The sequence below is a fragment of the Algoriphagus aurantiacus genome, assembly GCF_035156405.1.
Classification (GTDB): domain Bacteria; phylum Bacteroidota; class Bacteroidia; order Cytophagales; family Cyclobacteriaceae; genus Algoriphagus; species Algoriphagus aurantiacus.
This window is the reverse complement of the sequence record NZ_JAXRUT010000032.1, coordinates 24,397-48,996: the sequence shown is the minus strand read 5'-3', so window position 1 is coordinate 48,996 and position 24,600 is coordinate 24,397. Positions and strand designations below refer to the sequence as shown.

Annotated in this window: 25 protein-coding genes and 3 pseudogenes; 12 read left to right on the top strand and 16 right to left on the bottom strand. The window is 38.2% G+C overall.

All coding sequences use genetic code 11. From position 1 onward, the window contains the following. Positions 1–263: 263 nt before the first annotated feature. From SYJ56_RS22715 to SYJ56_RS26015, 5 genes and pseudogenes are all read right to left on the bottom strand, one after another. Positions 264–4,229, bottom strand: a complete 3,966-nt coding sequence (locus SYJ56_RS22715; protein WP_323838243.1) for a hybrid sensor histidine kinase/response regulator transcription factor — start codon at positions 4,227–4,229, stop codon at positions 264–266. A gap of 1,019 nt (positions 4,230–5,248) precedes the next feature. Next, a pseudogene (locus SYJ56_RS26090) lies at positions 5,249–6,092 on the bottom strand (transposase). 685 nt (positions 6,093–6,777) lie between these two features. Further along, a complete protein-coding gene (locus SYJ56_RS22700) occupies positions 6,778–7,164 on the bottom strand; it encodes a hypothetical protein (RefSeq protein WP_323838235.1) in 387 nt (128 codons plus the stop codon). Next, positions 7,161–7,535, bottom strand: a complete 375-nt coding sequence (locus tag SYJ56_RS22695; RefSeq protein ID WP_323838232.1) for a transposase — start codon at positions 7,533–7,535, stop codon at positions 7,161–7,163. Before SYJ56_RS22695 ends, SYJ56_RS22700 begins: the two co-directional genes overlap by 4 nt. Next, complete coding sequence (locus tag SYJ56_RS26015; RefSeq protein WP_416377832.1) at positions 7,442–7,840, bottom strand: DUF4372 domain-containing protein; 399 nt, start codon at positions 7,838–7,840, stop codon at positions 7,442–7,444. The genes SYJ56_RS22695 and SYJ56_RS26015 overlap by 94 nt, the downstream gene beginning before the upstream one ends. Positions 7,841–8,195: 355 nt before the next feature. On the opposite strand from SYJ56_RS26015, the gene SYJ56_RS22690 reads away from it, so the two are divergent. Continuing rightward, positions 8,196–9,506, top strand: coding sequence for a DUF4221 family protein (locus SYJ56_RS22690; protein WP_323838229.1), 1,311 nt, complete (start codon positions 8,196–8,198; stop codon positions 9,504–9,506). A 342-nt stretch (positions 9,507–9,848) separates the two neighbouring features. Beyond that, positions 9,849–10,868: a hypothetical protein gene (locus tag SYJ56_RS22685; protein ID WP_323838227.1), complete on the top strand. Its 1,020-nt coding sequence runs from the start codon at positions 9,849–9,851 to the stop codon at positions 10,866–10,868. 98 nt (positions 10,869–10,966) lie between these two features. Here the strand turns inward: SYJ56_RS22685 and SYJ56_RS22680 are convergent. From SYJ56_RS22680 to SYJ56_RS26010, 3 genes and pseudogenes are all read right to left on the bottom strand, one after another. Further along, positions 10,967–11,588, bottom strand: a pseudogene (locus tag SYJ56_RS22680) (IS1595 family transposase); the annotation flags it as partial. A gap of 351 nt (positions 11,589–11,939) precedes the next feature. After that, on the bottom strand, positions 11,940–12,068 hold the full coding sequence (locus tag SYJ56_RS22675) for a hypothetical protein (RefSeq protein WP_323838225.1): 129 nt from the start codon (positions 12,066–12,068) through the stop codon (positions 11,940–11,942). Between the two features lie 21 nt (positions 12,069–12,089). Next, positions 12,090–12,221 (bottom strand): annotated as a pseudogene (locus SYJ56_RS26010) (transposase); the annotation flags it as partial. Between the two features lie 320 nt (positions 12,222–12,541). On the opposite strand from SYJ56_RS26010, the gene SYJ56_RS22670 reads away from it, so the two are divergent. Both SYJ56_RS22670 and SYJ56_RS22665 read left to right on the top strand, forming a co-directional pair. After that, positions 12,542–12,709 (top strand): hypothetical protein, encoded by a 168-nt coding sequence (locus SYJ56_RS22670; RefSeq protein WP_323838224.1) that lies wholly within the window; start codon positions 12,542–12,544, stop codon positions 12,707–12,709. A 9-nt stretch (positions 12,710–12,718) separates the two neighbouring features. Beyond that, on the top strand, positions 12,719–13,114 hold the full coding sequence (locus tag SYJ56_RS22665) for a GNAT family N-acetyltransferase (RefSeq protein WP_323838222.1): 396 nt from the start codon (positions 12,719–12,721) through the stop codon (positions 13,112–13,114). Between the two features lie 80 nt (positions 13,115–13,194). Here SYJ56_RS22665 and istB read toward each other — a convergent pair whose 3' ends face one another. From istB to istA, 3 genes are read right to left on the bottom strand one after another with little or no spacing between them, the layout of a single operon-like run. Then, positions 13,195–13,950 carry an IS21-like element helper ATPase IstB gene (istB, locus tag SYJ56_RS22660; RefSeq protein WP_323838220.1) on the bottom strand — a complete coding sequence of 252 codons (756 nt, stop codon included), beginning with the start codon at positions 13,948–13,950 and terminating at the stop codon, positions 13,195–13,197. A 58-nt stretch (positions 13,951–14,008) separates the two neighbouring features. Further along, positions 14,009–14,368, bottom strand: a complete 360-nt coding sequence (locus SYJ56_RS22655; RefSeq protein ID WP_323838218.1) for a hypothetical protein — start codon at positions 14,366–14,368, stop codon at positions 14,009–14,011. 45 nt (positions 14,369–14,413) lie between these two features. Further along, on the bottom strand, positions 14,414–15,577 hold the full coding sequence (gene istA / locus SYJ56_RS22650; protein ID WP_323838216.1) for an IS21 family transposase: 1,164 nt from the start codon (positions 15,575–15,577) through the stop codon (positions 14,414–14,416). Positions 15,578–16,354: 777 nt separating this feature from the next. Between istA and SYJ56_RS22645 the strand changes: the two genes are divergently transcribed. The 5 genes from SYJ56_RS22645 to SYJ56_RS22630 all read left to right on the top strand — a co-directional run bounded on the left by SYJ56_RS22645 (position 16,355) and on the right by SYJ56_RS22630 (position 18,684). Beyond that, positions 16,355–16,651 (top strand): T9SS type A sorting domain-containing protein, encoded by a 297-nt coding sequence (locus SYJ56_RS22645; RefSeq protein WP_323838214.1) that lies wholly within the window; start codon positions 16,355–16,357, stop codon positions 16,649–16,651. Between the two features lie 103 nt (positions 16,652–16,754). Further along, positions 16,755–16,970: a hypothetical protein gene (locus SYJ56_RS22640; protein ID WP_323838212.1), complete on the top strand. Its 216-nt coding sequence runs from the start codon at positions 16,755–16,757 to the stop codon at positions 16,968–16,970. A gap of 281 nt (positions 16,971–17,251) precedes the next feature. Beyond that, positions 17,252–18,085, top strand: a complete 834-nt coding sequence (locus tag SYJ56_RS22635; RefSeq protein ID WP_323838210.1) for a hypothetical protein — start codon at positions 17,252–17,254, stop codon at positions 18,083–18,085. Positions 18,086–18,213: 128 nt separating this feature from the next. Continuing rightward, a complete protein-coding gene (locus tag SYJ56_RS26005; RefSeq protein WP_416377831.1) occupies positions 18,214–18,354 on the top strand; it encodes a PKD domain-containing protein in 141 nt (46 codons plus the stop codon). A gap of 96 nt (positions 18,355–18,450) precedes the next feature. After that, positions 18,451–18,684: a T9SS type A sorting domain-containing protein gene (locus tag SYJ56_RS22630; RefSeq protein ID WP_323838208.1), complete on the top strand. Its 234-nt coding sequence runs from the start codon at positions 18,451–18,453 to the stop codon at positions 18,682–18,684. 231 nt (positions 18,685–18,915) lie between these two features. On the opposite strand, the gene SYJ56_RS22625 is transcribed toward SYJ56_RS22630, so the two are convergent. The 3 genes from SYJ56_RS22625 to SYJ56_RS22615 all read right to left on the bottom strand — a co-directional run bounded on the left by SYJ56_RS22625 (position 18,916) and on the right by SYJ56_RS22615 (position 21,496). After that, positions 18,916–19,917 carry a hypothetical protein gene (locus SYJ56_RS22625; RefSeq protein ID WP_323838206.1) on the bottom strand — a complete coding sequence of 334 codons (1,002 nt, stop codon included), beginning with the start codon at positions 19,915–19,917 and terminating at the stop codon, positions 18,916–18,918. Between the two features lie 115 nt (positions 19,918–20,032). After that, complete coding sequence (locus SYJ56_RS22620) at positions 20,033–21,199, bottom strand: DUF4221 family protein (RefSeq protein ID WP_323838204.1); 1,167 nt, start codon at positions 21,197–21,199, stop codon at positions 20,033–20,035. A gap of 54 nt (positions 21,200–21,253) precedes the next feature. Then, positions 21,254–21,496 carry a hypothetical protein gene (locus tag SYJ56_RS22615; protein ID WP_323838203.1) on the bottom strand — a complete coding sequence of 81 codons (243 nt, stop codon included), beginning with the start codon at positions 21,494–21,496 and terminating at the stop codon, positions 21,254–21,256. A 352-nt stretch (positions 21,497–21,848) separates the two neighbouring features. Between SYJ56_RS22615 and SYJ56_RS22610 the strand changes: the two genes are divergently transcribed. Next, positions 21,849–22,601 (top strand): HlyD family secretion protein, encoded by a 753-nt coding sequence (locus tag SYJ56_RS22610; protein ID WP_323838201.1) that lies wholly within the window; start codon positions 21,849–21,851, stop codon positions 22,599–22,601. Positions 22,602–22,861: 260 nt separating this feature from the next. On the opposite strand, the gene SYJ56_RS22605 is transcribed toward SYJ56_RS22610, so the two are convergent. Continuing rightward, complete coding sequence (locus SYJ56_RS22605) at positions 22,862–22,984, bottom strand: hypothetical protein (RefSeq protein WP_323838199.1); 123 nt, start codon at positions 22,982–22,984, stop codon at positions 22,862–22,864. A 155-nt stretch (positions 22,985–23,139) separates the two neighbouring features. Continuing rightward, complete coding sequence (locus SYJ56_RS22600; RefSeq protein ID WP_323838197.1) at positions 23,140–23,508, bottom strand: hypothetical protein; 369 nt, start codon at positions 23,506–23,508, stop codon at positions 23,140–23,142. A gap of 307 nt (positions 23,509–23,815) precedes the next feature. On the opposite strand from SYJ56_RS22600, the gene SYJ56_RS22595 reads away from it, so the two are divergent. Together SYJ56_RS22595 and SYJ56_RS22590 are read left to right on the top strand one after the other, a co-directional pair. Further along, the gene (locus SYJ56_RS22595; protein ID WP_416377830.1) at positions 23,816–23,974 is read left to right on the top strand and encodes an IS3 family transposase; all 159 of its coding nucleotides are present in this window, start codon (positions 23,816–23,818) and stop codon (positions 23,972–23,974) included. Positions 23,975–24,223: 249 nt separating this feature from the next. Further along, the gene (locus SYJ56_RS22590; RefSeq protein ID WP_323838195.1) at positions 24,224–24,439 is read left to right on the top strand and encodes a hypothetical protein; all 216 of its coding nucleotides are present in this window, start codon (positions 24,224–24,226) and stop codon (positions 24,437–24,439) included. The last annotated feature ends 161 nt before the right edge of the window (positions 24,440–24,600 follow it).

The window sequence follows — 24,600 nt, the reverse complement described above, 5'->3', positions numbered from 1 at the left end:
GACAATCCAAAACTAGGTTCATGATACTCGTTTCACTAATAGCAGGGTTCCATATGCTGATAGAATAGTTCCAGGGTCAAAATTTAAATCCCTATGATAGAATGTTCATATTAAAGACGATTGGAATGGATGGCATGAAAAAGGAATCACAAGCTGGTTTTGGACTTATGTATTAAGGAACTAAGGAGTGAAAGAGAAATTAAAAAAATCGACTTATCTAGCGTCTTAATTCACCATTTTATTCCATCTCTACCAATCAAGGATTAATATGTGGAAGGTGCCACCCCATATAATTCTTTAAAACATTTGGCAAAATAGGAGAGATTATTAAAGCCTACCATATAAGCAATTTGAGTTACACTGTCCGATTTTTGCAACAACAGTTGGGCCGCTCTTTTTAATCGAAAATTACGTAACAGTTCGCCGGGAGCTTCATTCGTCAATGCCTTAAGTTTTCGGTGCAGTTGGGTCTTGCTCATTGCCAGGGCGTCCTGCATATGTGGCACACCAAATTCAGGATCAGAGAAATTGGTTTCGAGAAGTTCCAGAACCTGCTCCAAAAACTTTTGGTCAATAGAGGTGGCCGTAACCTTTCTCGGATCTAACTGAATCTCTTTGTTTCCATAAAGTTCTCTTAATTTCTGTCGCTGTTCGATAAGATTTCTGGAGCGGACAAGAAGTTCCTTACCGTCAAATGGTTTGGTTAGATAGTCATCTGCCCCTGTTTCCAAACCTTCGATTTTATTTTCTATTCCCGCCTTTGCCGTTAACATGATTACAGGGATATGGCTCGTATGAACATCGGTTTTTAATTCTCTACAAAGTTCGATTCCATCCATTTTCGGCATCATCAAATCGGTGATGATAAGATCTGGGGAATCTGCCTTTGCCTTTTGTAATCCTGCTTCACCATTTATGGCTTCATTCACTTTATAAAATTTAACTAAGTGTTCCTTGATAAAGTGCAGCATATCAGCATTGTCCTCAACCAACAGAACGGTAGGCAGGTTTCTTTTGTCTGAAGTTGATAGGGCAAATGGTCTTTTGACCAGGGATTTTTCCATTTGTGGAACATCATCTATTGGATGCTTCTGTCGGGTCTTGATTTCTTGAATGGGCAATTGTACGGTAAACAAAGTGCCCAGATCCACTTCGCTAGAGACGGTAATGGTACCGTCCATAAGTTCCACCAAGTCTTTGGACAGTGAAAGTCCAATCCCTGAACCCTCTTTCTCCCTTGTATCACCACTTTCAGCTTGGTAAAAGCGGTCAAAGATATAAGGCAACTTCTCAATCGCAATGCCCTTTCCGGCATCGGAAACCTTAATTAGTAGAGCACCTTCATTATAATCGGCAATGAATGAAATTTTGGAGCCATCTCTACTAAATTTAAAGGCATTACCCAAAAGGTTGTACACAATGTTTTCCAGTTTATCACGATCAAAAGAGGCCCAAAGCACGGTGGGTAGAATCTCTACCCTATAATCCATGTTTCTCTGGGCTGCGTGGGAATTAAAAGAGGATGAAGCGGTTCTTAGGCATTTATATACATCTCCTTCAGTAGGTGCCAACTTTAAACTGCCCTCGTCAATTTTTGACAGATCAAGCAACTGATTAACCATGTTAAGGAGACGATTGGCATTTCGTCGAATCATTTTGACGGTTTCCATACTCAATTTTTCAGTAAAATTCTGCTCCAACTGCTCAATGGGACCTTTTATCAAAGTAAGCGGTGTACGGAACTCATGGGAGATATTTGCAAAAAAACGGGATTTGGCCTTGTCGAATTCCTGCAATTTTAAGGCTTGTATTTTTAACTGGTTGGCTTGGTGTTGTACCTCGGATGTCCTCACGGCAATTAGCCTTTCCAAGGCCTCATTGTGTGCTTTTAATTGGCGGGAACGAAGTTTTAAAATGGCCCAAAGAAATCCCGAAAAAAGTAAGAGGTATATTAAATAAGCCCACCATGAGCGGTACCAAGGGGGTAATATGGTAAAATCAAAAGTATCATAATCGCCTATTTCTCCATAATTATCACGGCTCCTGACCATGAATTGATAGTCTCCCTCGTGAACATTTGTATACTCTTTTTTTGTTTCATTACTCCACTCAGACCATTTTTCATCGAAGCCCCTTAAGAAATATTGATATTTGTTTGCGGATGGACCATCAAAAGTGGGTGTGGCAAATTGAAAACGTAGCCCATCATGTGAATACGCCAGTTTTGGCGCATTTGTCCGGGAAGGTTCGCCTCCAAAAAGAATTGAATCTTGGGCAGTAACAACTTTCCGAACATAAGCTTTATGAACTGGATTACTACTTGACTCCTTGCCTAAATTATATCTTACTAATTCTTCCTTACCCAACCATAGCACATTGTTATTATCCCAAAATGCCTCATTGTTACTTTTAAATCGCCAGTCCTGTAATTTCTCCAAGGAGTATTTACCTGTTTTCATATCCCTGAAGGCTGAGAATCTTGACGGTACCCCTTCAGACGGAAACGATTTTAATAAGATATAGGCACCATTATCCTGGGACGCTAGTGGATATAGTGGAATGGAATCGAGCCCAAATTTTTTACCAAATTCCAAGGTTTGTAAAAATTTGTTTTCTTTAAAGTCAAATTTAAGTAATGGAGACTCCTTTTCGGTATTTGCGGTAACCCACAGCTCTCCGTCAATAGTGAATACTTTGTTCCACCCCTCTGAAAGATGATGCTCTGGGCCGTAGCGTTGGATTACTGAATCTTTCAATGCATTTTCTGCAAAATCAGAAAATTCGATTTTTATGACCCCATTCACCCTTGTTCCTAACCAAACTGAGCCGTTTCCTGTTTCGGTTATGGAAATGGACTCTTCCTTTATCTTCTCAATTTCACCTTCATTTTGCCATTCTCCTTCTGAAAAAAATAATGTCGATAGCCCATCTTTGTGCCCTATGAAAATTCTGTTGGGAACTTTTTGGGATTGGAAGGCCGCTACTCCTTTTAAGTTGTTTAGCTTCTTAATAGCACCATTAGTGATTTGGATGGTGCCGTCATCGGTAAGAACTATCAAGGATTCCCCAACAGAAAGTAGAGCTGTGCATCCACTGTTGATTTCCTTGATCCGCTTAAATTGATACCCTCCCTGTTCAGGGGAATTGTGTTGTTCGTAAAGGCCACCGTAGGTTGCTACATAAAGTTTGCCATTATGTCTAGTAATCGCATCGACCGTGCCTTCAAGACCTGTTTTTTCGTCAAAGAAAGTATAAGGACTTAAGTATTCTAAATAAGAAATCCCTGTTTGTAGCGCCAGCCACAACCCGTTGCGATTATCCAGACATATCCCGTAAACCTCATCGTTTAATAGACCGTTTTTCTTAGTTATGATTCTTGACCTTTTGCCGTTCCCATCCATAATAATCAAACCTCCACTTAGGGTTGTGAAGGCAAAAGAAGAATCTGGTAAAGCAAGGCCGTTGTATAGCCGATTGGTTATTAGATAATCATCAATATCATTTTGAAACTTAGCTATCGAAGTTCCATTATAAAGAAAAAGGCCGGCATCCCTTGTGCCCAACAATATCGTGTTATTCTTAAATGGCAATGCTGCATATAAACGTAAATCTTTAAATATATGTCCTTGAGGAATTAACTGAAGTGTCCCATCCTTTAATAGAAACAGGCCTTTGTCGTACACCCTGAAAAACACATCCTGTCCTACTTGGAATCCAGTATGAATTTTTCCTACCTCTGGAACAACTTCGAATTTGTTTTGCTTCCATAAATAGATATTGTTCCCCCCCCTGAAAATGATGCCATCCTTGGTATGAAACACGTTCCATACGTTCGCAGTCAAGGGATGCGAAGGTGGAATCTTATTTTTTAGTGACTTAAATTGAAGAAATCCCAGTGAATCGGGTTCCAAGTATCCTAGTTCCCTATCGGCCCCAATCCATTTAACATTATCTTCATCGACCGTTACCGCCCTTACCGCATTAAGATCGTCTAGCGGTATGAGCCTCCATGTTTCACCGTCATATTCTAATATTCCATTGCCATTGCCCGCATAAATAAAACCATTTTTGTCCTGAGTGATGGCCCAATTTTGAAAATGGGCCTGATACTCTTCTGGTGAGAAATTTTTGATAGGATAATTGCCCAGTTCAGGGCTATTATCTACCCTTACTTGTGACATCAAAAAGGAAGGAAAAAGTAACATTGGGAGGAGAACCAATCTTTTCATCTCTTAGGCTTTTGTCAAAACAAGATACTTGATTTTCAAGTATTTATATTAGCAACAAGTAAATAGGACAGCTGCAAACATACAAGCACAGGGGTTCCACATAATAACAGGAGGATTCCAAATACCATATCTAGAAAAAATACATTAAAAAAAGGTGTTTCATAGATGAAAACAACCTGTCAATAATACCGGGAACTTGTCTGAAAATTTAAATGTCTTTTTCCCAAAATCGTCATTAACCTATGAAAAATTAACCCAATACCCATCAGAACCAAGTTACTAGAATAGACCTGCTTAACCTGAATAAACCATTTGGATGGATAAATGGGTTATGGTTAAAGGAGAGAAACAAGAAGCAAGCCCCCTACATTATATGCAGAGTTCAGGGATCAATCCCAAAAGAGCACAACTTTTTGTTGGGACTTATGCTTTTATTTGGCATTAAACTGAATACCTAAAAACAAAAAAAAAGACACTGAAAATCAGTTGATTAACAGTGTCTTTGATACAACCTATTTCTAGGTTCGTCGGGGTGGCAGGATTCGAACCTAAGCTTGTAATTTACTGAAATACAGTGTTTTAACTGTTGTGTTTTTCTTTAGGTCACCGAATAAGGCAAAATTATTTTTAAGTAACGTAACTAATTAATAGTTAGCAAGTTAATACTATTTCTTGTGTTTTTTAGAAGTAAATTCCAAAATAGTTGAAATCAGCCTCTCTTTAGAAGCTCTATAAAACAACAGATTTCAGTTAAATAACTTTCCACTCTTCTCATTCAGTTGTATTTCGTCTCCTTATTAAGATTGGGGTTCCGGTTTTATTTGATGTCTCATCAGCTGGAGCTGGCGATACAGAAGTCGAACCATTTTGAGGAGGATTTAGAGCTTTTGGCTAGGTTGTTTAAATCTGTTTAGGACATAATTTTACACTGGTGTAGTAAGAAGTTCTTGTGTGTAATAAGTTTGAGGGATTTATGTCGATATCATAATAAAGCGAGACTCCAAGGTGATTTTTTTAATTTAACGTGAGATCGGGTTAAGCACAAAGGGATAGTTGGACGGATGGTAATTCAAATTCGATGTTGAGGGAAGGTTTTTAGGGAAAAAGCAGTATGCCGTAAGAGCTCCCAGAATATTGATAAGGAAGTTGTTGACTGACCGGTGACGGGTATATTCGAGTTTGCACATGTTTTTAAGTTCGTCGTTGACACATTCAATAATGGCTCTTTTTCGGAGCAGGATTCGGTCGTTGGGTGTGATATTCTGGTTTTTCATGTTCTTTCTGGGCTTGGCAACCAGCTGGACTCTGTTGCCGAAAAGCAAGTCAGTTGCGGTCATCCACGTTTCCCTTGGTGAGATAAAATGACAGGATTTCCCATTTATCGTTGATGATCAGAGGTAATTTGAACCCGAAGAACCAACCCAGGGAACATTGTCCCCGTTCGGCAATTCCCTTAAAAGTCTTATGCTGGTGTATCCTCCGGTTGTGGCAGGATCTCAACGGGGTGGAATCTATGAAGCTGATGCCGGTTGCATTGCCCAGGCCTTTGAGTTTTAGAAAAAGCATGAGCGGGATAGCCACGCGGCCCTGAAGCTCGACAAAGCGGTTATAGGAAACCAACCCCGGGAAAAGATCTTTCATGTGGGCTGAGACGTAGTGATTGTAATAACTTTTGAAGTTTGAAAACTGCCCATTATGGAAGAGTACAAGAATACTCATGATTTCGGAATCAGAAAGGGAGGCAGCTCTGTTTCTTGGTTTATTAGTTGATGATTCGAGGAGGTGTTTTTGGATTTCTGATTCAAAATCAATGCAAAAATCATCGATGGAAACGAAAAATTCGGTAATTTTATCCTTAAGCATAACGGGTTGGTTTTGGTGTTAAAGTATTGAATGTTAACAGTTTAGCATACTCAAAAGCACCCGTTTTTCCTATTGAAATTCTTTGAAAATTATCCCGAACTCACGTTAATTTATTGAATTATCAGAGATTAACTTCAAACTTACCATATTACAAACAACTTGATTCCAAGGACAAAGGCATTATTTGCTTGCGAATAATAGCCAAGTATTATGGCTAGAGATATCCCTGAAAGAAATTAGAGGCCTATCTGAGATTACATGATTTTGCTACAACCTGCTTAAGGGAGTGTTGGGCGAAAGCAATTTGGTTTATGACTATGACCAGAATGCCATTTCTTAAGAGTTTATTTCTTAATACTGTCATCCGAGTAAGTTTTTGAAGTTCTAAAATAGTGGGTTTTCTGNATGACCAGAATGCCATTTCTTAAGAGTTTATTTCTTAATACTGTCATCCGAGTAAGTTTTTGAAGTTCTAAAATAGTGGGTTTTCTGGTGTTTAGGGTGATTTTTCCTTTTCCTCAAAACACCCCCCCCCTGCTCACTTTCGAAAATATCCAATTGTACTATTTCCAGATTTTGTTCTGCTTCTGTCAGACAGTCCGTTTTTAGTATGGTCTGGAAGCATAGATAGGATATCAGGTTCGCTCTAGCCATGGACACCAAGGTGGTAAACTGCTCTACTTCTTTAATCCGTTTGTGGATCACGCTGAATATCAGATTGGCAATCAGCACCATCCATACTTGGGTTTTGATTCCTTCCCGGCTGTCCGAGAAAAAATAGCCCAGCTTGAAGTTCAGCTTGATTTTTTTTAAAGAACCGTTCGATCTCCCAGTGGTTTTTATAGAGTAGCACAATGGTATGCGAGTGGGTATCAAACAGATTGCTCAGAAATCGGAATACTTTTCCTGTCAACGGGTCTTTGTAAGTGATTAATCTCGCCTTTAGTGGTGCTGATTCAGTTTTTAGCTCAACTAACAGATCCAAAATAGTGCCTCCGGCCAGAAAGTCATGGATGTCTTTACGGATTTCACCTACCACTTCATAGCTGGCATTTTCGTTTAACCGGGTCACGAAAAAGGCATCGCACCCAACCCATTTTTATATACTCCATAATTGACGTACCCCTTATCGAAGAAATAGATTTCTCCTTTTTGGGGTTTCAGCTGTCCGAGGAAATCTTTATCGTTGCTGCTGGCTGGCGTAAGCCACACAAGTTCAGAGACCATGTTGTCCAGAGGGAGGACCACATGAACTTTGAGTCCGCCTTTTTTCTTGCCGTTCATGGGATTCCTTCCCGCCCCTTTAAATACATCCGTCCACAGGGTTACGGTGCTGGAGTCAAACAGTTTTACCCGGTCAGGGGAAACTTCCCCGTTGATGGGCAGACTGAGGTAGCTGTCCGAAATCTCCGCTCTGTAATAAGCCAGAAGCAGGTAATACATATAACCGAAAACCTCATTGGGGCGCTTACAGTTGGCATCCGAAAGCGTACTGCTAGCAGGAGTCTGTCGATGCCCAGATAGTTGAGCTTCTGTCCCAAAACCAGACGACAGTTGCAGAGGCTGTTCAGCGACTGTGCTTTGTACACTATGCCGTAAACCATAAAGACAAGCTGTTTATAGGTGGATATGGTCTTATTAATATCGGTCGGACTGAAATGTTTCCGAAGCTTATCTACAAGCTCTTGCGGAATGAAAGAAAGTAGCTGGCTGATTATCGGATGTCCGGATAGTGTTGTACGTTGCACCGGGTTGCTTATAGTGAGGTAACCGCAACATCCCGTTTAAAGCGGAATTAACCAAATCGGTGATTCCGCTTTTTCCGTTTTATACTATTCCAAGAAAAGTGTTTTAGAACAGTATTTTTACACGGATGACAGTAGTTTTTTTTATTTTTTTTATTTTTTACAAAAAAAAAGTTAGTTTTGAAGACAACTAAAAACCTATATTATATGAAAAATTTGAAAAGAGTAACTTTAGTTTTAGCTTTTGGACTAATCTCAAGTCTTGGGTTTAGTTACGAAATGTTTCCAGACATAGATGGATGTTACACATCATATTCTCCTGGTGGTCCTGATATTTACGTTTGTGACGGCAGAACCTATGTTTATAGTACTGAAACGGATTTTGGAGGCTGCGCTGGTCCGAATACAGGCTGTGAAGGTTCATATCCGAACTAATTTGTTCAAAAATCAAACACTGAATGGAGATAGAAATTTTTCTATCTCCATTTCTAATAAATTAAATTTGGAAATGAGAATTTCATTACTTTTACATGTATTTCTTTGTATAATATTTTATTCATGCACTTCATTAACGGATAAAGAAAAAGGTTCTCAAAATGAAAATTATCTCAAAGAATCTATTACAATTCTGCTTGATTCTGTATCCACCTATCAATTTAATTGGATTCAGGTCGAAACAGATAACAATAATAAAGAATTTCTTATCAACTTAAATAAAATATACAATAGTTTGGATTTCTATGATCTTGAAAGTAAGAAATTATTTAAAAGAATAGAAATTGGTAAAATGAGCCTAGGCAACAAATTTTTTGCTCATAGTTTTTTTTATCACAATAAAGATTCTATTTTTATTTTTCCGCAGTTTAGTTTTAATGGAACGTTGGTGATTAACGATATTGGGGAAAAAATTGATGAAAGATTTAAAATTGATGATTTTTTAGAAAAAAACAATGAAAGTCCATATATTTTAAATCATATTACAACACCATCAAACCCAAGTGTTTACAGAAATGGTAACATATACTTTTCAACAATTCAAATGAATGTTGATATATATAATCCATTAACAATTGACGTTATTCCAAACTATAAATGGGATTTAGAATCCAATTTGATAACTCCAATTTTAAATGTAAAATACCCGAATGAATATCTCGAAAAAATTGCTACATCACATCATTCTTTTACCCTTAAAACTGTCAAAGGAGATTCATTAATTTACAGTTACCCTCTTTTAGATACTGTATATATATATAATTTTAATCATGAATTAATAAGTAAGAAATACTGTGGAAGTCCAAATTTCAAGGGGTTTATTGAAGTTCCAGCTGGAAACCCTTTTAATGAGCAGTTTAAATTTGTGATTTCACAAAACTCTTACGCCAGATTGTTATACGACAAGTATAGAGAAGTTTATTATAGGTTTTTTATTATTGGAAGAAATCTTTCCGAAGAAGATCGATCGACTAAAGATAATAGTAAAAATAAATTTTCGGTTTTAGTATACGATAGTGATTTTAATTTAATAAATCAAGTTGAATTCCCGGAAAAAAAATATTTCCATTACTCAGCATTCGTGGGAGTAAAAGGATTATATATTCCCTTAACAAACAAAGATTATGAAGGACTATCAGATGAATATATCAAATACGATATCTTTGCGTTTTAAGTGGCTTTGTTGTTGCTTTTTTTTTATTTATTCTTGTTCATCTGTTAAAGATGATCAGTCTATTTCTCAGTATGTTGAGCAATTTTCTCTTGAAAATAAAAGGGATATTTTATTTATTGACTTAGACGCTTGTTCAAATTGCTTTTTGTCTTCTGTCGAGTATGCAAAAGACTTTAATTTAAATAATGATTTGAACATAATTGTTTCTACCAAAAGCAAAGTTAAATTTAAATTGTTCAAAAATTCATTTTCTTTATCAACTTCAATTTTTCATGATTCAACCAACAATTCAGTAAATTATAATATACTAAACTCTTCAATTTTGAAATCTTATGAAGATAAATGGATAATTATAAATTGAATTTCCATATTAGAATTTTCTTTGCTTTAATAGGTTTTATAGTTTTTTCATGTAATAGATCTAAAGACTTACCTAAAGAGTTTTTATTTGATCAAAACTTAGTTTTTACCGAAAAGGATGATTTTAATGAAATTTCTTTTCCGAAATTTTATACATATAATTCTAATTTGATTATTTTCAAGCCTGGCGATTCAAGAATTTTGGTTTTCAACCATCTAGGTGAATTAGTATTTGAAAAATCATATACTAGCTTTTCCACTTCCAATGGTCTGAGGACAAGAAAAAACATCTGTTTATTCTCTTTTCAAAATAAGGATATTTTATATCTCTTTTTTAATCATGAAATTCTGGAGTTTAGTTTATCTGATTTCTCAGAGACTAAAAGTTGTTTATTGCCTCCGGCGTTTTTCATGCATAATACTAAGATTTCTTTTTTAGAAAACGAAGAGTTATTGATAGGGCATAATGATTTGCAAGAAAATGCTTTTAAAATTTATAATTTTAATTTTCGTAGATGTGAACAATTTATTCAAGACTCTGTGAAATCTCTGGATTTAATTGATAAATACTTTCTTTTAACTAAAAACGATAGCTATGCGATTTTAGATGCAAGAACAGGGGAGCTTAAATTTAATAACATCATAGGTTCAGAGAATTTTAGCATAAAATTGGAATTAAAAAATGTTTTTTCCAAGGATTCATTAGATGTGCAATCACAAAGTATGGAAATTAGGGATTACCCAAGTAATAAAATTGATAGAATATTTCTTAATGATCAACAAATTTATGTTGTTTTTAAAATTTTTAATAATGTTGATAGGAGTAGTCTATTCAAATTTAGATATTTTGTTTCAGCTTTTGATTTTTCAGGGTCTTTGCTTAACTCTGGATTTATTGATCCTAGTATTGTAGGATTTGATCAAAACAATAGACCCTTTAAATTTCACGATTTCTCAGGAAAAAAGAAATTCAAATTTTATAATATAAACCAAGTTTTCTAACCTTTTTTCCCATACAGAGATACGATCTATTTAAAAGAATACAGAAATTGTTATTCTGTGAATTGTATTTTGATTTCCCTTTTTTTTATGATTATCCGCTACTTTGCTAGTAGCGGGTGAATTCCAGCAATTATCAGTCGATCTAAGAGTCTTTTATCAAAATATTTGCGGTTGAGCATTTAGCAATACTCTTCAATATAGTTTTGGAGCTTTCTTTCCGAGATTATTCTATACTTTCTAATTTAGCTTTTTAGGTTTCTGATTGCAATATTGACCATTTCAGGTTGAACTTACCCTCTTTGGTAGATGACAATTCGGTTACATGTACATCCACGAAATCTTCATACATAGTGTAATTGGTGCTGTCATCGGTCTGAAGAACAGCATCTTTGTTGATAAAATCCTTGATCAGTTTCTCTGCTGTTTAAGACTTTAAATCTTTGATTTTCTTCATCTTAAAGTATCGCTAGGTTTTGATCAATTCTTTTGTTTTAAAGTCTTCCAGACCCGTTGATTCAGCCATCACGGCCACTATAGCCTTCTGCTGGTTACCCCCTCCTCGGTTCAGATCTTTTTTTTTCCTGCCGGGGTTGCCTTCGTTATACAGGCCTCATCTTATTCTATCATGTCTTCCAGCTTATATTCATTATCTCTTTTGCCAATATTAACACGGATCTTGTGGCATTAATCGAACACGCTTTGGTAACAACTGAACCCCATCAATTACCTTTCTTGTATCTGGGAAAAACTATTTCTTATAAGCTTTCAATTATTGAATCCGTAAACGGATATACAACTCCCTGTAATGGGGTGGTTTTAATTCTTATTATTTCGGTACAAAGATAGGCGCTCCGGTCGGGGCGAGCAGCAGACCTCTATATAACCGTCTCTTCAGCCTGTTTCCATTAAGCAACTTTTTCAAGTTCTTTTTTAGAGAGCTTACTTTTCTCTGTAGTGTATTGAGTCTTCTTTCCTGGCTGTTCCTACTCATTTTCATTAGAATTGATTCGTCATATTCTACTTGGTTGGCTACCATTGTGTATACGATTGTAGCTAATTTGTTTCCAGTAGCTATTGCTGCGGCTTTTCCTCCGTTTTTAGCTCGTTGAATTCTATAGTATTCTCCCAGTGGCCCCTTGCTTTTCCAAAGACAGCTCCCGCATTTTCTAAATATGTGTCCAGCTGTGTTTTTTTTTTCATTAAAAGGCTGCTCAATTGTTTACCATCTGATTTTTTGTTGTTGGGGACAAGGTTTAGCCATGAAAGAAACCTTTTCCGGCTAGGCCATTTAATGAAATCACTTCCTATTTCTCCTAAAATATTCATGCCGCTTAAGCTGTCGATTCCATCAATTTTAGTAATGTCGACTCCGAATTGACTTAGTAAATAGTAGTCTAAATTGAATTTTGGGGTATTCTTGTTTTTGTCTTTTTTAGGGTTTTAGAATTGCTGCTATTATTAATTTCAACAATTGTGTCTCTTTCCTTTAAGGCCTTTTCTATTTGGGTATCACATTGGTGAATCTGCATTTGTATGAAAAGATATGAATCCACAGCCTGTTGGAGAGTAAAGATATTCTTCACGCCATGTACCTTCTAAGGATTTTATAATAGTTGAGAATTAATTCCGCGTTTCCTAAGGTGCAAATTAAAGTTGACCATTTTCTTAGGGAAATGGAAGGAGATCTATATACAATTGACATGAAGGTCACATCTACCAATCCCGAAGTACAAAAGAACCTTGACGATGCATATAATAGGTGGATGTACTTTCCTGGATTTTCCCGTCCAGAAATTCTACGAGACTTCGATTTTGGACTTAAAAAAGCAAGTCAATTATAAATTATAGCTATGACAGATCCATCAAACGCATTGCGCTCATTTCAAAAAGAGCTATTAAAAATTCCAATTCAGCTGGGTACTATTTATCGAGAGTTGTACGTTCACATGGATCAGCCTGAAGAGAAGATTAGGCTCACTTATGTGAGATTGAAAAATGGAACTATAACTTCATTTGTTAACTTTGTACAGCATACTCCGATAGAAAGCACGCCATGTTTTCAGATTGGCTTTGCAGTCCCTGAGAAATCTCGTAACCGTAGTCTCGCAACCGAAACTGTTCGTATGGCATTATCGGAAATGGAGCATGGATTCAAACAAACGCCACTCGCTACTTTTTTTGTAGAAGCTATAGTTGGTGTAGAAAATACACCCTCACAGCGAGTTGCAGCGCGGTGTAGTCGGTAACTGACAATGCACCAAAAATGGTAAATAGGAATGCGCCAAAAATGGGAACAAGAGTGCACCAGTTTGTAAATATAGTTTAGCTATTTCTGTTGTTCAAAGAAAGTTTGCCTGTTTTTCATTCTATAACTTTTCCCAGATAAATTTATAATATCACAACGAAAGAGGAGTCTGTCCAAAAGTGCAGTAGCCAATACCTCATCATCGAGCATTTTAGCCCATTCAGTAGGCATTTTATTGGTAGTAATGATAAAGGAGGTCTGTTCGTAAACTTGGTTTACAAAGTTGAAAAGCGCTACGGCAACACTTTTCTCCACTGGAAAGAGCATAATATCATCCAAAATGATTAAGTCGGCTTTTAGTAACCTTTTGTACTCGGCTGTTGCGGTTCGAGTCATGTCTTTGAGCTTGAGCATACTTGTCAAGTCCTCCATGGTTTTAAAGTAGGTTTTGTACCCCTTTTCCACCGCATCGACGGCTAACCCTGCGGCCAAAAACGTTTTCCCTGTTCCAGATGGCCCAAGTAACATCAGGTTAAACCCCTGATCGAGCCAGTTCAATTCCCGCAGCTGGTTTATTCTGGTCAGTGTTAATCCATTTTCGGCCTGTTTGTCGTAAGCGCCCAAGTCATTTTTAAGAGGCAAGCGAGCGGCTTTTCTGCGTCTTTCGATTTCATTTTTCAATCGCTGAGCCGCTTCCTGTTTTAACAGGTCAAGAAAAAAGTCCCGGTATCCGGAGCTTTGTTTTTCCGAAGCGGCGACAATATCGGGAAGGCAAGAGGCCATTCCGGTGATTTTAAACTGCCTGCAAAAGGCATTGATTTGTTCATTCTTTTCCATGTTGGATAGGTTATGCCCTAGACCTTCGGATGTTCTACTTGTCCAGAGCGGTTCATAATCAGGTGTTATTATCTTTGCTTATCAATTCTTCATAGTCCTGGATGTTACTGGTCTGGGGCTGAATCCGGGCACTTTCAGGTAGTTTACCACTGAGTGGATTTAGGATTCTGATGTTGACTTCTTCCTTCGGCTTAGGTTGCTGAAGATCCAAGATTTCCTTAAAATCAGATGCGTTGGTTATTGCATTTTCAAGGCAATAGGAAAGGGTGAGTTCCACTTGATCAGAAGCTATCCCCTGGATTGCTTTTTCAATCATCTCCAACTGATCCCGGAGGTAACGGGGTTTTTCCACTTTGATTAACTCAAACCACTGAAGGGCTTTTTGCTGCTGAGAAAACAGGGCGGCAACTCTGGTCATCCTCAGGGCAATCGATCCTTCCTTGTCCCTTTTGTGATCTGTATTTTACACTTTCTGACCGGTTAACCCCACCGGGATCCGGTGTCGACAAATCTCTGTATTCTCCCCTGGCAAGCCGATAACCAATTCGGTACCTGCCACCCTAAGCTCTACCTGACTTCCCTTCCCTTGGTAGGTGCCTAGTGGCAAGGAGTAGAAGTTTCCTTTGTAAGAGATGGAATTATCTTTTCGGGCCGCATAGTGATCCCTAGTGGAAGCTTGAGTAGTGCTGGCCGTATAGGGGGTCAGATAAGATTGTTCAATAAGATGCTCAGCATAGGGCTCTTTTTTGGTTACCGCATGCGGTAAACTATTGGCCGTACGGCCCAACCAGCCCATTGCTTCATCATTGAGTGTATCTAGGTTATGGAAGGTTCGGTTATAGAGAAAATTCCTTTTCACATAGCCCACCACATTTTCCACTTTGCCTTTACTCTCCGGATCTGATTTTCGACAAAAAAACAGACTAAAGGACTGTTCTCGCATGTAGGACCTAAACGTGTCGGTGAGGATAAAATCTCCTCCGTTTTCACTCACCAGAAACACCTTATCCTGATCATACACGATTTCAAGGGGAATGCCCCTTAAGTAAGCAAAGGCTCTTTCGTGACCTTGAACTGCTGAATCAGAAGTGAATGGCCGGTCGATAAACCAGACGAATTTGAAGCGAGAGCGGGACAGAACCATGATGAAGAAAAAAACCTTGGCCCGATGGCCTAGTGAGTTTCTCATGGTATACTCTCCAAAATCCACCTGTGCTTGTTTTCCATAAGGAAGTTCTTCCACCATCTGATAGTCACGAGGTATCTTCAGGAGTGGAAGGTTATGCTTCCGCCGGATCCAGGAAACAAAATTGAATACTGTTTTAGGGGAGACTTTGGGAAAACAGTCAAAATGCTCTTTTAACCAGTCATGCATCTGGGCTGATGGGGTATCCCTAAACTTTTCCAGCCGCATTTTGACAAAATTCTCATAGGGCAGGAGTACCTTATTGCGTTGGGATTGCTGCTCTAGGAGCTGCTCATACCCCTGTTCAGTAAGCGAAAGGTATTTACTGACCGTACGACGGTTAATAACCAGTTCATCGCTGATCTGGCGCATGGAATACCCTTCCCTGCTTAGGCGGTGAATTTCAAAATAAACCATAAATTTGTTCAAGTACACATTCATAAAATGCTAGTTTTCGTAGACTAGCAAATTAGTCCAAATCCCTGAGAGGCATGCCTCTCAGGGATTACTTTTGGTGCACTCTTGTTGTCATTAGTGGTGTATTCTTAGTTACCGAAAGTGGTGCATTGTTATTTACCGATCACACGCGGACAATATCATCAAATCCAGTTACTATTATGGACGAATTATCAGGATTGCCCGCTCTTCAATATATTCGTAAAATTAGCTCAAAAGAATTTTGCCCTTAAAGTATCAATTGGCATGAAATTCTTCAATTTTCTTTGTTGTTTTTGAGAATTGAATTGAAATTTTCTTCTTGCACTTTTAATGTAACTCAAAAATCCACGTCCTTTGGGCGTGGTCATGTTCTTGTGGGGCTTTGCCCGAAAGGCATATGTGGTTGAGAAAAATTTGTGGTGCTTAGCAAAAATCGGGGTTAAAGCCACATCCTTTGGTTGTGGATAGTCCGATTTTAACAAATTTTTTACTTCTTCTGGAGTTAATAAAGGCCTTGTTTCAACCCAGTGTTTTTTTCCAAGTACTTCTTCATCATTTTGTTTTAGATTTTCAAAATAGCTTTTATAATCTGAAGGAACAACAGAATATGCAGGGGCCTCCTGATACTATCGAGGTAAGTTTCAGGCTAGATGACGGCTCAAAGTGTTTTGAACGTGTATTGGTTGACCCTTCTAATTATCCTATCCCTGCACCGGCTGGCCCAGCCAGAAACCGGATAGGAACAATGGCTACAGTGTAACCCTGGATAAAAAAGGCGCAGTGGAAACGGCGATACTGGTATTCCCTAATCCTGCAAACCAGACCATGACCATAAATTATAACTACGGACAGGCAAACGATGGCCGCCGCAGAATAACGGTGCATGATATAATGGGCCGCAAGATCGCAGAAGCGCCAGAAAGCAGTTATAATGCCAGCCACAGCCTGAACCTAGCTAATTGGGCACAGGGTATATATGTGGTGAGGATGGAAGAAAATGGCAGAATGGTGCATACGGTGCAGGTAACGGTTACCCATAAAAGAACAAATCCTTTTGCCTGCTGGCCTGACTGTTAAAGGTGAATAGGAAAAGGAATAGGAATGAAAAGCCTTGCCTGTGCGTGGAGCACGGGCAGGGATTTTTCAATTAACTTTAATGATTAACGCTAAAATATATACTATGGAAAATAAGATACATCTAAGAGGATTGCTGTTATTATTATTTGCCTTTTCAGCGAATTATTGTGCCATGGCCCAACAATACAACTGGTTGAAAGGAGGAGGAAGTACCAGTCACTTAAATAACGGTAAATACAAAGGCGAATGGGTAATCCAACTGTGTACAGATGATAATCAGAACCTGTATTGTCTATCGGTTGTAGGACAATCAATATAAAAGCGGATACTTTCAGCCAAACCGCATTCAATGCAACTGGGGGTGATCCTTGGAATATGTTATTCACAAGCTATGACTGTTATGGCGACATGCTTTTTGCTAAATTAATTGAGGCGAAAAGCCGTAGTGAAGGTACTGGTATTGCATATAATAATGGTGGTAATTATATATCGTGTATCATGGTAGGTAATAATAAACGTTTAGGCTAAGACAGTATTTTGGCTAGACAAATAACTTCAGACTGTTTATTAAAATACGACACGAGAAGTTCATTAAAATAGGTGCAATTTGTTGGTTCCGATAACGCGTCAACAGGTGCTGGTACATTTTCTTCAGGTGCAATGCCGGTTGATGGACAGGGTAGTATTCATTTATTTGAAACGTTAAGGACAGGTGTAGAAATAACGCCATCAATCACCAGCCAATGGGGTACATATGATATTAAATACAGTCCAAGTGGGGTTTTGTTATCAGTTAACAAACTACAATCTATAGACAGCGGATATTATATTCGCAGTGCAGAAATAGATAAAACAACTAACAAAAGCTATGTGATATTTGAATATGGTGGAGCTTCTTCCTCACATTCATATACAATATTGGCCGACTATAACCCATACGGCACACAGGTATGGAAGGATTCTGTTAATAAAGATGCGGCGTTCGGGCGATTGCATGTTGCTAATGATGGGGTATATTTCACCGGAGGTGCACAGGGCATCAATAACCCTTTTACCTTAAGAAATTTATCTGTCCATAAAACACTTTCATCAACCGGCTTGATGAGTGTAGTCGGAAAAGTTGATAAAAACACAGGTAACCCTCACTGGATTTATCATGTGGATGGTTCCAATGCCATTAATACTTTAAGCCGCTTAACTGTTTTACCTGATAATACAATTGCTGTTTCCGGTTACATCGGAGGCACGCAAGTATATAACAAAGATACACTGATTGTTACACCTAATGAGGGACATAACCCTACCTTATTTGTGATTGATGCTTCAGGTGTGTTAATAGACTGGAATGAAATGCACGGTACAGGATTTCATGACCAGGGACTTGAAATAACCTCTGACAAGGTGGGCAATGTGTACATTGGCGGCAAACTGTAAAGCGATATGAAGGCAGGCAATACGCCCGAATATACCAGCAATGGGGGCAATTCGGATTTCTTCGTGACCAAGTTCGGGTAGGACTGCAATCGCACCAGTTTCGTTTCCCCCGCTGCTGATTTACCTATGTGGTGGATTCGGCCAACAAGCAAATACAGTTCACATTCACCGGGGCTTCTACGCATGACAGCCTGTACTGGCAGTTATGTGATGGAGAGACAGATAAACAAAATATGTTTACTCATATTTATAGTGATACGGGTACCTAAACTGTTTGTGTAAAAGTGCATGTGTCCAGTGGTCGCAAAAAAGTATGTAAGCAGGTACGTATCCCCGGCCCGCTATCGGGGATGGATATTGCAGGTATGCCCAATATAAAAATCTACCCTAATCCTGCCAATGACGTGTTGTTTGTGAACGGCCTGGTAACTGACACGAAAATTGAATTGCTGGATATGGTAGGCAGGAAAGTATATAGCGGCGTTTCAAACAATGAAAGGGAAAACATTAATATCAGCAACCTATCAACAGGTAATTATATTATTCAACTTACCAGCAATGACGGACAGAGAATGACAGGGAAGGTGGTGAAGCGATAAAATATATGGTTTGTTGTTCTACCCATGATAGTCCCGCCTATATAGGCTGGATCTTTAAACATTTTTTTAACAGTATGCCCCAATTTTTTTTTATAGTTTTGAAATGTAGCTAAAGTGTTTTCATGGTGATAGGGTTTATAGGGGCTGGCCTGTTCTCGGGCCGGCTTTTTCATTCCGTTAATAGGTGCTGATGAAATTGTTTATTGGGGAAATTGCCCGTAATACGTTCAACTACTTCATAAAAAATAGCATTATCTTTAAAATACGCATAGTGGCAAAGGAGGGGTTACTCAAAAGAAACACCCGTAATTCTTGGGGGGGGTATTGCCAACCAACCAAATCCAACACTGGAGTCGTCACCAGATAAGTTTTTCTCGAATTTTTATAAAGGGAATATACATTTCCGTGCCTGTCAAAATTTAAAAAATCAGGTGGCAAAACTTTTTCAGCTATACGTCCATCTTTATTTACGGTGAGCAAATGCTTGAAATAGTTCCCCTCCGGATCATCTCTGAATATTCCAAATAGCTGAAAATGATAGCCTTCTATGATCTGGTAATCTAAAACAATATCCTCTCTGTATTTGACCCTCTCACGATCTGAAAGGGAAAAATACTCTTTCTTGAACTCAATTTTATTGTATAATCTGTTTTTAGAAGGTGATAGAATAACTGAGTCTATTACGTTAGAACCTAAACCGAAAAAATGAACTATCGGCTTATATTTATGTGACAAATAGATCTTTTCTCCATCGCTACTAACCTTGGCTACGGTAGAAGTTCCTTTATGATAAAAGATCCTTTCCGATTCACCTGTTTCCAGATTAACACGTGAAACAACCTCTTCTTTAATATAATTTGGATGATTTATCTCCCCATAATAATATAAGCTCTTGTCGTAAACTTCCAAAATGTTTTCAAAGATGTAATTGCCAAGTGCTTTTATTTCAATGCTATCATGCACAAATTCAGGGATTTTTAATGTGTGCAAAAAGTGTGGCATCCTTAGATATAGAAGTTCTCCATCGCGAGTAAAAGGGATACTCACACGGTTATACCTAAAAACCATTCCGCCTATAGAGTCGGGTGCTACTGCTGCAAAGCTAGACGTAAATTGTCCTGTACTGTCTACAAAAAATAGATCTCCTTTGGAACTATTGGAGAAAAACCTATAATCCTCTCCTTCCTTATACCTAATAATACTATGTCTGAATGCAGCTTTAGATTTCTCCATAACTTGTGTCACCTCCACTGTATCTATCCTAAATTCAACCACCATAGGGGAAAGCTGCTGCCCCACCTTTTCTTGTTGGCAAGAAAGTAACACTAAAAAAACAACTATAAAAACACTAATTTTCGTTAACTGCATATACATCAAATGAAATCCTATCTTCGCTCAATTCCGGATTATAAGGATTGGCTCGAGAAATATAAAGCCCCTTTTTTCCGACAAATGCAAGGTATGGGTGATGGATACCCCCCGGAAACTTTACTTCTTCAAGCACTTTAAATTCTTCGTTTAGGATGATTACACTAAAATCATTTTTGTATACGGAAGTATGATCTAGATATTCTCCTGGTGATATTTCTCTGGGCAACGTGGCAATTCTATAATAGAGACCTCTGAATTCATCATATAACAATTGAACATATTTTACATTTTTAGCTAGAATTAAGTTTTGTTCTTCTGATGTAAGTGGCTCGTTACCAAAATCATACAGTGTAGCAAATTTACTTTTGGCAATTTCACGCCTTAACACAACCCCTTCTAAGTCTCTAATAATCAGTGAGTCTAAGGCAGACCAGGATGTCACAATTTGCTTATCAATATTTTTCACATTAGATTGAAATGCCAAATCGATTGGCCAATATCGACCTATATAACTTTCAGGATAAGTTATGTTATCCATCCAGTATAGTGAGTCATTTTCCAAATCCACCTTAAAGTTAGGATGATAAGATGTAAAAAAATCCAAATTCCCTGCCGAACTACCTAGAGTCAAATTAGTAAATAAAAGGCTCTTGCCGTCATAAATAGTCTTCATAGATGGTAGAGAAGCCTGATTTACTACCTTGTCAAAAACCTTATCAATCTTCTGTTTGACTCTTAAATGGTGATATAGTTCTCCTTTATGATTGAAAAGAATGATACTTGACATCATCATTGAGGGAAATACAAAAATCGAATCAGGTGAGTAAAACAACAACCCTTGAGGCTTGTTAATAAAACCTGGTCCCTCCCTCGGAATAGGAAATCGCTTTTTAACTGTACTATCTTCCAAAGAATAGACATCCACGGAAGAATTAACCGAATTAACCACATAAAGAAACTCCTCCCCATCTACACTTCCATAATCAAAATAATAAAACTCAAAACTGGAAATGGAGTCGATTTCGAAAGCTCGGTTCTCTATCAACTTAAAATATGGAGACCCAAATTCCTCATTCCAATCCAAGGAATCCGAATGTTTACAAGAAACCAAGAAGACTAATAAGCCAACTGATAAAAAACGCATAAAAAAGAATTTGGAATAAAGTGGATGGCTAGCGCCATCCACTAATCAAGATCATCAAATCGTATAAACGTAATCACAATCAGAAGCAGAACCCGCGCAAGCTCCGGGAGTTCCAGTTTCACTTGAAAAAACATAAAAGGTTGTTGTTCCATCTATGTCATCACAAACTGTTACTCTAGCGCCACTAGATTCATAGAAGGTATCGCACATATATCCCATACTTAAATTCATGTTAAAAAACAAGACCATTACAGTCATGCCTGCGACTGTTGCTACTTTTTTGATAAGGGTTTGCATTAGCTTAAAATTTATAGAGTTTAGAAAATAATTAACTCCTAATTATATAGATATTTATGCAGATAAACAAACAATGCTACTTTTAGTTATAAAAAAGTGTTAAGCCTTCTGCTTTGGATGCCAAAAATGATCGGATTGTCATTGAAAACTTGAACCGTTTTATGAAAGGGAAAACGGTTTTTATTATTGCCCACCGGCCCATTACGGTAAAAAATGCAGACTAGATTATTGTTATGGATTAAGGAGAAATTAAAGAAACTGGAACTCATGAAGAATTGATCTTAGAATCAGGAGTGTATTACAATCTGGTGAAAAATCAATTGGAACTAGAAAAAATCAGAGAAAACTAGATATGCTCGAAAATACCCGTCCTATTGACAATTTACAGCTCAGATCGGAGGAGGTCCAAGAGATTATAACTACTCCTCCTGCGTGGCTGATCCGATGGGGGATTACACTGGTATTTTTGATTACCTGTGGATTGATTTTTTTGTCGTTTTTTATTAAATATCCGGATTTTATTATGTCCAGAGTTTTGGTCACTACCGTAGCACCAACCGAAAATATGATAGCCAGAATTTCAGGGCAGATCGATAAGATTTGGGTGAATAATGGTGAAGTAGTAAGTGTGGGACAACCAATTGCCAGCATAAAAAGTACTTCTGATGTCAACAGTGTATTATTATTGAAAAAACTGCTAGATGAGACTCCCTTTGGCGAAAAAAATGGTTTTTTATTTCCCTTAGACTCTCTCTCGGACGTCGTCTTGGGAGAGATAGAAGTAGCATTTGTTGAATTTGAACGAAGCTACCTGGAATTCAGACTACTTGAAAGACTTCAGCCATCTCAGGTTCAGCTCGAAGGGAACAAGCAGTCCATCCAGGAAATCCATGAACGACTCACTCGCCAATTGGCTCAAAAGGAAATTCTCGAGAGGAAGGTTAGCTTGGTAGAGAAGGATTTCAAACGAAACAAAACCCTCTATGAAGGTGGGGTAATTGCAGCCAAAGACTTTCGAGAGCAGGGAAATGGAATACCTTCAGATACAGGAACAGGTCAATGGAATGGCTATTACAATTTCCCAACTTCAAGAAGCTTTGGTTAATGCAGGACAAACGCTAAAAAGTACACAGGTGTCCAAAGAGCAAGATGAATCCCGTGCATTAATTAATCTGATTCAGTCCTATCATGGCTTAAAGCGTGCTATTGCAGCAAGGATTAGTGTGATAGAGGTTGTTTTTTTAAGTTTCATGAGATGTCGTGAAGTCAGAGTGCTTCTATAAATAGGAAGGATTGATAGGAGGAAATAGTGAAATTCGAATGCGAGTGACAGGGGCTAATTGCTTCATAGCGCCAGATTTATGGCTAAGAAGAATTTTGCACAGACAGCATTTCCAGGATCACAGGGTTTTTGAATCCAACAGGTAAAGTAGGATCATATGGTCTTCCTTGAATCATAAAATGCTCTTTGGAAATTACTTCCCGCATTTTTTAATATAAGGATGATCATCTTGTATTTTGCTTCAGTACAAATTGAGAAGTGCGTACATGATAAACAGGTTAAACCTTACATGGATATGAATAAGGTTGATCTATGGCGTTTGGCCACGTTCTTTTAGAAAAGCCTGTCGCAGGGCTTTTAACTAAGTAAAATAATGGTGGGGGAAGACGATTAAAAAGGCAGGAAAATTTGCGTCTAACGCAAACGAGGCTTTCTTGTAATTCTGCTCAATTGCTAAACAGATTGCCGATAATCCGGAAAAACTACCCAGTACAGATTGAGATTTGAAATAATAACGGAAGGACCGGAATACCGGTCTTTCAGGAGCAGTACTATTCGTAAGTGCATCACCGATTTTCAGGGTTGAACTTTGCTGAATAATAAGCTCAGCATAGGATATTTCACTGGTTGATTGAATTGAGAGATCCAACTTCACAGGTTTATTCCCCGCCCAAAAGGCTACCGAAGCAACTAGAACAAGAAATAAAAATAAAATTCCTGGGACTTTCATATGAGCTATCTGGGCTCAAAGCTAGATAAAAAAAGTAGAACAATAAACAAATGATTTTAAGGGATTCAATTTTCCATTTCTGACAGTCCTTGAATGGGTGGGTGGACTGACGGCAACAGGCTGGATAACATCAACCGTAACATCGAGTTTTGCCTAGCTATTTGGATTTTCTCTGAATTAAGGAAAATCAAGACGAACCGGACAAACCGCCCCTTTTGCACCGGTCTGGTCTTTCATTCCGACAGGGGGGTACAATATGCGTAATGAATTCAGTCAGGAGCTGGATCCGAAATAGGTCACCCAGAGCATGAGCCGAAAAGGGAACTATTGGGACAATGCTGTGGCGGAAAGGTTTTTTAAAATCCTCAAATCGGAAACAGAATACCGTAACTATGAAACCCTAAAGCATGCAAAACAGGAGATCTTCGAATTCATTGAAATCTGGTACAACAGTGCATATATCTGAAATCCGTTAGCTGGACAATTCCATAGTTTAGCGAAATTACCTCTAGATAAAGCTGGGTATTAAGGGTGTCTTTCTGGCTGAATTTGATAGATTAGTATATGATCCGGCGTTGGTGCATTTGGTGAATAAGTAGGGGTGATAATGAGATGTTATTAAGATTAAAATTCATACCCCAACCTTCTGACTTCAGTGTGACCTTTTCATCTCTCACCGCCACACATTTGAGCTTCATCAAAAACGATTATCGTTATGAATCAGGAAGCTCAGAATCACAGTTTTTCACGAAATGTTCCCCCTACTCTGGAGCAGGTACAAGCTTACTTTAACTCACTTCATGTTCCTGCTGCTGAAGCCGAGGTTTTCTATTTCTATTACCAGGGAATGGACTGGTGCAATGAATCGGGTACCGCGATCCGTGATTGGGTTATGGCAGCAGATGATTGGGTTTGGAACCTGGAAAACTGACTCTTTTTAACCAGTAATTAATTTCCTCAATATCCAATAGAACACGCGTCTGATGGTAGAAGATGGCATTGCGGTTTGCAATGAGCAAGATGTAGGATTGTCTGACGCCAATCCGATCTTGCCCACCGCTTCCGGAGTTGCAGGTGGGGATAAAATTTCTC